This window comes from Devosia sp. (genome assembly GCF_030689745.1).
GTDB lineage: Bacteria > Pseudomonadota > Alphaproteobacteria > Rhizobiales > Devosiaceae > Devosia > Devosia alba.
The window spans coordinates 1-5,329 of the sequence record NZ_JAUYGL010000086.1 but is presented as its reverse complement, the minus strand read 5'-3'; the positions used below and the strand labels follow the sequence as shown (position 1 = coordinate 5,329).

The following is a 5,329-nucleotide window of genomic DNA, read 5'->3' as shown; positions in this document are numbered from 1 at the left end:
GACATCGCCTGATGAATGCTCGCCATGCCCGTCCAAGGTGATCCTGTAGTTTGGCATTCGTCCTAGCCCTTCCGCACTAGGCAGCGGCCAATTGGCTTGACCTCTGCAATAGACCGACCATGATTTGGTCATGGGGGATTCTTCATGACCGAAAAACAAGCGGCGAACGACAAGAAAAGCGCAACAACTACCATCATCGGCATCGCTTCCGTAATTTGGTTGTTGACGTGCGTTTGGCTATTCTGGATTGCCGCACCCTGTGACGTTACGCAGACCGGATGGTATGCCCGCAAGGTTAGCTGCTTGGCTTCGAACGAAATGGGAGACTCGTTGGCGGGTGCATTTGCGCCGCTGGCGTTCCTATGGCTGATCGCCGCCGTTTTCTTACAGCGCAACGAACTTTCCGCTCAGAGGCAGGAGTTGAGAGAGTCCCGCGAAGTTGCGCAAGCCCAGGTTGTGGAGGCTAGAAACAACGTTGCGTTCATGGCGAAGCAGACGCAGTTACTCCAAGGAAGGGAGGAGTTTGAGCGCAAGGCAAATTTGGATGAAGATTTCAGGGATTATATTGAGGCTCTGAATGATTTTGTTGAGTCTTCATTCAAAACAATACTAATAGCCACGCGCGAGAACGATGGATTCGGCAGCGAAGGTGACTACCCTGTTGTTACTCTAAATTCATCCGACACCCAGTACATTTTCAAAAGACTTCAAGCATACTCAGAAAAAATTTCTGAGTGCTCTATCGAAGCCTACAGGGTAGCAGAGACGGGCCGGAGAATTCGATACAGAGGCATTGAAGAGCTCAAGAGTATTGAGAGCCATTTACTGGTTCTGTCAAAAAAGGCAGAAGCTGTGTCTGATCCCCTTCAAATTCGGTTCCAAATAATAAATGCAGATAATGCAGCGTGGCGCATTGGCGTATTAGTCAATTTGCTTGAGGGGAGCGGAGAACTGATTCCGGAAATTGACTATTAGAGAAAATCTCCAATAGGGGATTCATATTTCGTTTTCGGCCTGGACCTCCTGGAGGGGCTTATGCGTCGTTTAGTTCTATTGGCTTGTTTTCTTCTAGGCGTGTCTTCCGTGCACGGTCAAGCATTTGGCGTATACGAGGGTATGCCCTATGCAGAAATAGAATTCACCTCGTCTGAAATTGGGTGGTTTAACCCACCAGAGCCAAGTCCCTATTTCGACAATTACCAGATTTCAGCCACCGAAAAGTCAGGTGTATGTGGCGTAACGGGCCATCAATTTGGTATTGCACTTGACCAGCGTGACTCAATGTTCCGGCGTGTTAGCCGGCTATAGACGAGGACTGTAGAGTTCCAATGCTGATTTGAAGAAATAGAGGATTCACATCTTGTCCTCAATCAGGCATATTGTGGTAACATAATACCACATTGGATGCGCTGTTGCCCTTCACCGACTTCCTTCCTGCCGTCTTCCGCAAAGCTGAGCCTGAGCTGACCGCCCCCGAGCCGGTGGCGCTCACCGATCCGCTGTCCGCCTGGCTCTTCGGTGCCACCCCGACGCACTCCAATGTGTCAGTGACGCCGAAGTCGGCAATGCAGGTGCCCGCCGTTTCGTCAGCGGTGGAGTTGATTGCCGAGGCAGTGGGCACTTTGCCGGTCAAGCTTTTCGTGCGTAATGCCAAGGGCAAGGAAGTCGACCCTGCGCACCCTGCCTTTCGCCTTGCGCACGATGAGGCCAATGATTGGACCAGCGCTGCCGAGCTGCGCACCCAGCTCACCCATGATGCCCTTCTGCATGATCGTGGCGGCTTTGCGCTAGCCAACCGCGTCAATGGCCGCGTTGTCGAGTTCATCCGGCTTGATCCACTCACGGTAGAACCAAAGTCCGACGATGCCACCGGCGAACCCTTCTATGTGGTCCGGCAGGGCCGTAGGTCAGCGCGGTATGAATACCGGGACATCCTCCATATTCAGGCGTTCGGCGTCTCCGCACCCATCAACCGTGCCCGCAACGCCATCGCCCTGGCTATCGATCTTGAGCGTCACGCTGCCAAGCTCTTCGCCAACGGCGCACGCCCTTCCGGCATCCTGAGCACCGACGCCAAGACGCCGCCCGCGCTCAAGAACATTGCCGACATGTGGAATGCCACGTTCGGTGATCCGAACAACACCGGCAAGCCCGCGATCCTGCCTGAAGGCACCGCCTATCAGCAGACCGGCCTCAACAGCGTCGATGCCCAGTTTGAGCAGATGCGCCGTTTCCAGACCGAAGAGATTGCCCGCGCCTTCCGGGTGCCGCCCACCATGCTTTTCGACCTCACGCGCGGCACCTGGTCCAACACTGAAGAGATGGGGCACCAGTTCCTCACCTACACGCTGCGCCCTTGGCTGGACGCATGGGAGTGGGCTTATGCCCGAGTGTTGCTGACCAGCGAAGAGCGCGCCGACCGCTTCTTTGAGTTCATCACCGACGACTTGCTCACCGTAAGCTTCGCCACCCGCGCCACGTCCTATGGGCAGTATCGCAGCATGGGCGTGCTCACCGCCAATGAAGTCCGCGCCGGTCTCAACCTGCCGCCGCTGCCCGGTGGTGATGAGCTGGGTAGCCCGCATATCAATCCCGACCCGACGCCCGCACCGCAGGCCGATAACGACAATCCCCCTGATACCGAGAAAGACGCCGCCTGATGCACCAAGCATTCTTTGGCGACCGTGAGCGGGACTTCTCGCTCACGCCGCACCTGATTCCAGAATTTGAATGTGTGACCGGCAAGGCCATCGGCGCGACGGTCGATAACCTGCGCGGCATGTCCTTTGCCCAGATAGTCACCACCGTGCGGCTTGGCCTCATCGGTGGTGGCACGCACCCAGAAGAGGCTAATGCGCTCGTGCAGACCTATGTGAATGCCCACCCGCTGGGTGAGCTGCACTTGCTGGCGCTCGACATTCTCACCGACCTCTGGACCGGCCCGGAAGTGCAGCCCAGCGATGAGGTTGCAGCCTGATGGAAAAGCTCGAAATCAAAGCCGAAGTCAGCATCGATGATGCTGGCACCATCACCGGCATGGCCTGGCCTTTCGGCGATGCCGACAGCGTTGGCGACATCATCGAAAAGGGCGCTTTCTCGCTGCCGCCTGCGCTGCCCATCGTCATGGAGCATGACCAGAAGCAGGTCGTGGGTGTCTGGGAAAGCTATGCTGAGACCGACACCGGGCTTGAGGTGAAGGGCCGTCTCTTCGTGGAGGGCATCGGCCCGGCGCGTGAGGCCCGCCAGCTTTTGCGTAACGGTCGCGTTACGGGATTGTCTATCGGTTTCAAGGCCGATGGCTTCGATGCGCTGCCCACAGGCGGGCGCAAGTTCAACGCCCTCACCATCACCGAAATCTCTCTTTGTCGCCGTCCGGTTCATCCGCGCGCGCGGATTACCTCTGTCAAATCCATCAATCAGGAAACCCGTATGGACCCCGAGACTAATGACGACGCTGCCCAGCTTGAGCTGAAGTCAGCCAATGACAACATCGCCAAGCTCACTGCCCGGCTGGACAAGGTTGAAGCCAAGTCCAATCGCCCGGTTGCCGCCAATGACAACCGCCACGCGGCAAACGACAACACTGAGCGCAAGGCATTCGCAGACTTCATGCGGAATGGCGATACCAGCGAAGTGAAGTCGCTGGGCTATGGCTCGCCTTCGAGCGGCGGCATTCTGGCACCTGAGCAGGTGGCCACGTCCATCCTCGAAAAAGTGGCTGAGTTCTCACCAGTGCGCAGCCTTGCTCAGACCATCAGCATGTCCGGCCCGCTACTGCAGCTTCCCCGCCTTGTCGATGAAGTCGACCCGGTGCCGGTCACTGAGACCGCGGCCCGCACCGAAGATGAACCGACCTTTGACCAGATCGACCTCAAGCCCTTTGAAATGGCCGTCATCGTTCCGGTTACGCGCATCCTGCTCGAAGATGCCCAGATCGACCTTACCAGCTACCTGAGCAACCACGTCGCCCGGCGATTTGGTCAGAAAGAGGCCACTTGGTTCGTCAATGGCAACGGCACCACCCAGGCCGAAGGCGTTCTTACGTCCACTGCCGTTGCCGAGCATGAAGTTGAAGCCATCACCGGCGATGACCTCATTGACCTCTTCTATTCGATCAAGACCGCCTATTCGTCCAACGGTGCCTGGCTCATGAACCGGCAGACCATGGCCGTCGTGCGCAAGCTCAAAGACACCGATGGCTCTTACATCTGGGAACGCGGCATTGCCGGTGGACAGCCGCCGCAGCTTCTTGGCCGCCCGGTCTATGAAGCGGTGGACATGCCGAGCATTGCCGCCGACGCCACGCCCATCGTCTTTGGTGATTTCGCAACCGGTTACGCCATCGCAGACCGGACCGGTTTCGAAATCATCCGTGACGACCTCACTGGCGCTGGCAACGGCATCGTGAAGCTGCATGCACGCCGTCGCGTGGGCGGTCGCATCATCATGGGCGAAGCCCTGACCAAGCTCAAGATCGCCGCATAATCATGCTTGGCGCGGACGGCATCTTTGTCGAGTTGGCAGGCGAAGCTTACGAGCTTCGCCCGTCTCTCCGCGCCAGTATGCGCCTTGTGCGTCGGCATGGGCTCACCGGCCTGCTTGCCGCCGCGCAGGACTTCAATGTCACCGTCATTCTGGACGTGTTGAGGGACGCCGCCATCAAGCCCAGCCTGTTGCTGGCAGAGATCGCGGCAATTGGCCTTGGCACAGTCCGGCATAGGCTCACCGGCCCGCTGGTAGAGTTCGTCCTGGCTGTTGCTGGCATCGATCCCGATGACACCACGCCGCCCACACCCAGCACCGGCAAGCAGCTCACCCCGGAAGAGACTTTTACCCGGCTCTTCGGCATTGCCACCGGCTGGCTAGGCTGGACCCCAGAGGAAGCATGGAACGCGACCCCCGCCGAAATCATCGCCGCTCAGGCTGGCCGGACGGACCTCATCACCGACGTGTTGAAAGCCGTGTTCGGCACGACCGACACCCAGCCGACCGCCGCACCCTACACACCCACCCAGCTCAAGCAGATCGAAGAGGAAGGCCACGACCCGGCCTTTGACCGAATGGCCCTTCGCGCCCTCAAGGGTAAGGAGCGCGTTGCCTGATGCCTGTTGCTCCACCCCGCCTATGCAGTTGCGGCAACATCGTGCCGTCTGGTGAGCGTTGCGCTTGCCAGATCGCTGGTGATCGCGCCCGCAACGCCCGCCATGATCGTCGCCGCCCATCATCGGCTGCGCGCGGCTATAATCATGAGTGGCGCAAGGCACGGGCTGCCTACCTGCTTGGCCATCCCTACTGCACCCATCCCGGCTGCAATGCGCCCGCCACCCAC

At 58.5% G+C, this 5,329-nt stretch carries 5 protein-coding genes and 1 pseudogene; all 6 read left to right on the top strand.

The genetic code is table 11. The features are described 5' to 3' along the window. Positions 1 to 144: 144 nt before the first annotated feature. Complete coding sequence (locus tag Q8O80_RS07725) at positions 145 to 975, top strand: hypothetical protein (protein WP_305578628.1); 831 nt, start codon at positions 145 to 147, stop codon at positions 973 to 975. Between the two features lie 437 nt (positions 976 to 1,412). Beyond that, entirely contained in the window at positions 1,413 to 2,660 is a 1,248-nt protein-coding gene (locus Q8O80_RS07720; protein ID WP_305578626.1) for a phage portal protein, read from the top strand. Further along, positions 2,660 to 2,977, top strand: a complete 318-nt coding sequence (locus Q8O80_RS07715; RefSeq protein ID WP_305578624.1) for a gene transfer agent family protein — start codon at positions 2,660 to 2,662, stop codon at positions 2,975 to 2,977. The genes Q8O80_RS07720 and Q8O80_RS07715 overlap by 1 nt, the downstream gene beginning before the upstream one ends. Continuing rightward, positions 2,977 to 4,485, top strand: coding sequence for a phage major capsid protein (locus tag Q8O80_RS07710; protein WP_305578622.1), 1,509 nt, complete (start codon positions 2,977 to 2,979; stop codon positions 4,483 to 4,485). Before Q8O80_RS07715 ends, Q8O80_RS07710 begins: the two co-directional genes overlap by 1 nt. 2 nt (positions 4,486 to 4,487) lie before the next feature. Continuing rightward, entirely contained in the window at positions 4,488 to 5,102 is a 615-nt protein-coding gene (locus Q8O80_RS07705; protein ID WP_305578620.1) for a phage tail assembly chaperone, read from the top strand. Continuing rightward, positions 5,102 to 5,329, top strand: a pseudogene (locus Q8O80_RS07700) (HNH endonuclease); the annotation flags it as partial. The gene Q8O80_RS07705 and the pseudogene Q8O80_RS07700, both read left to right, overlap by 1 nt.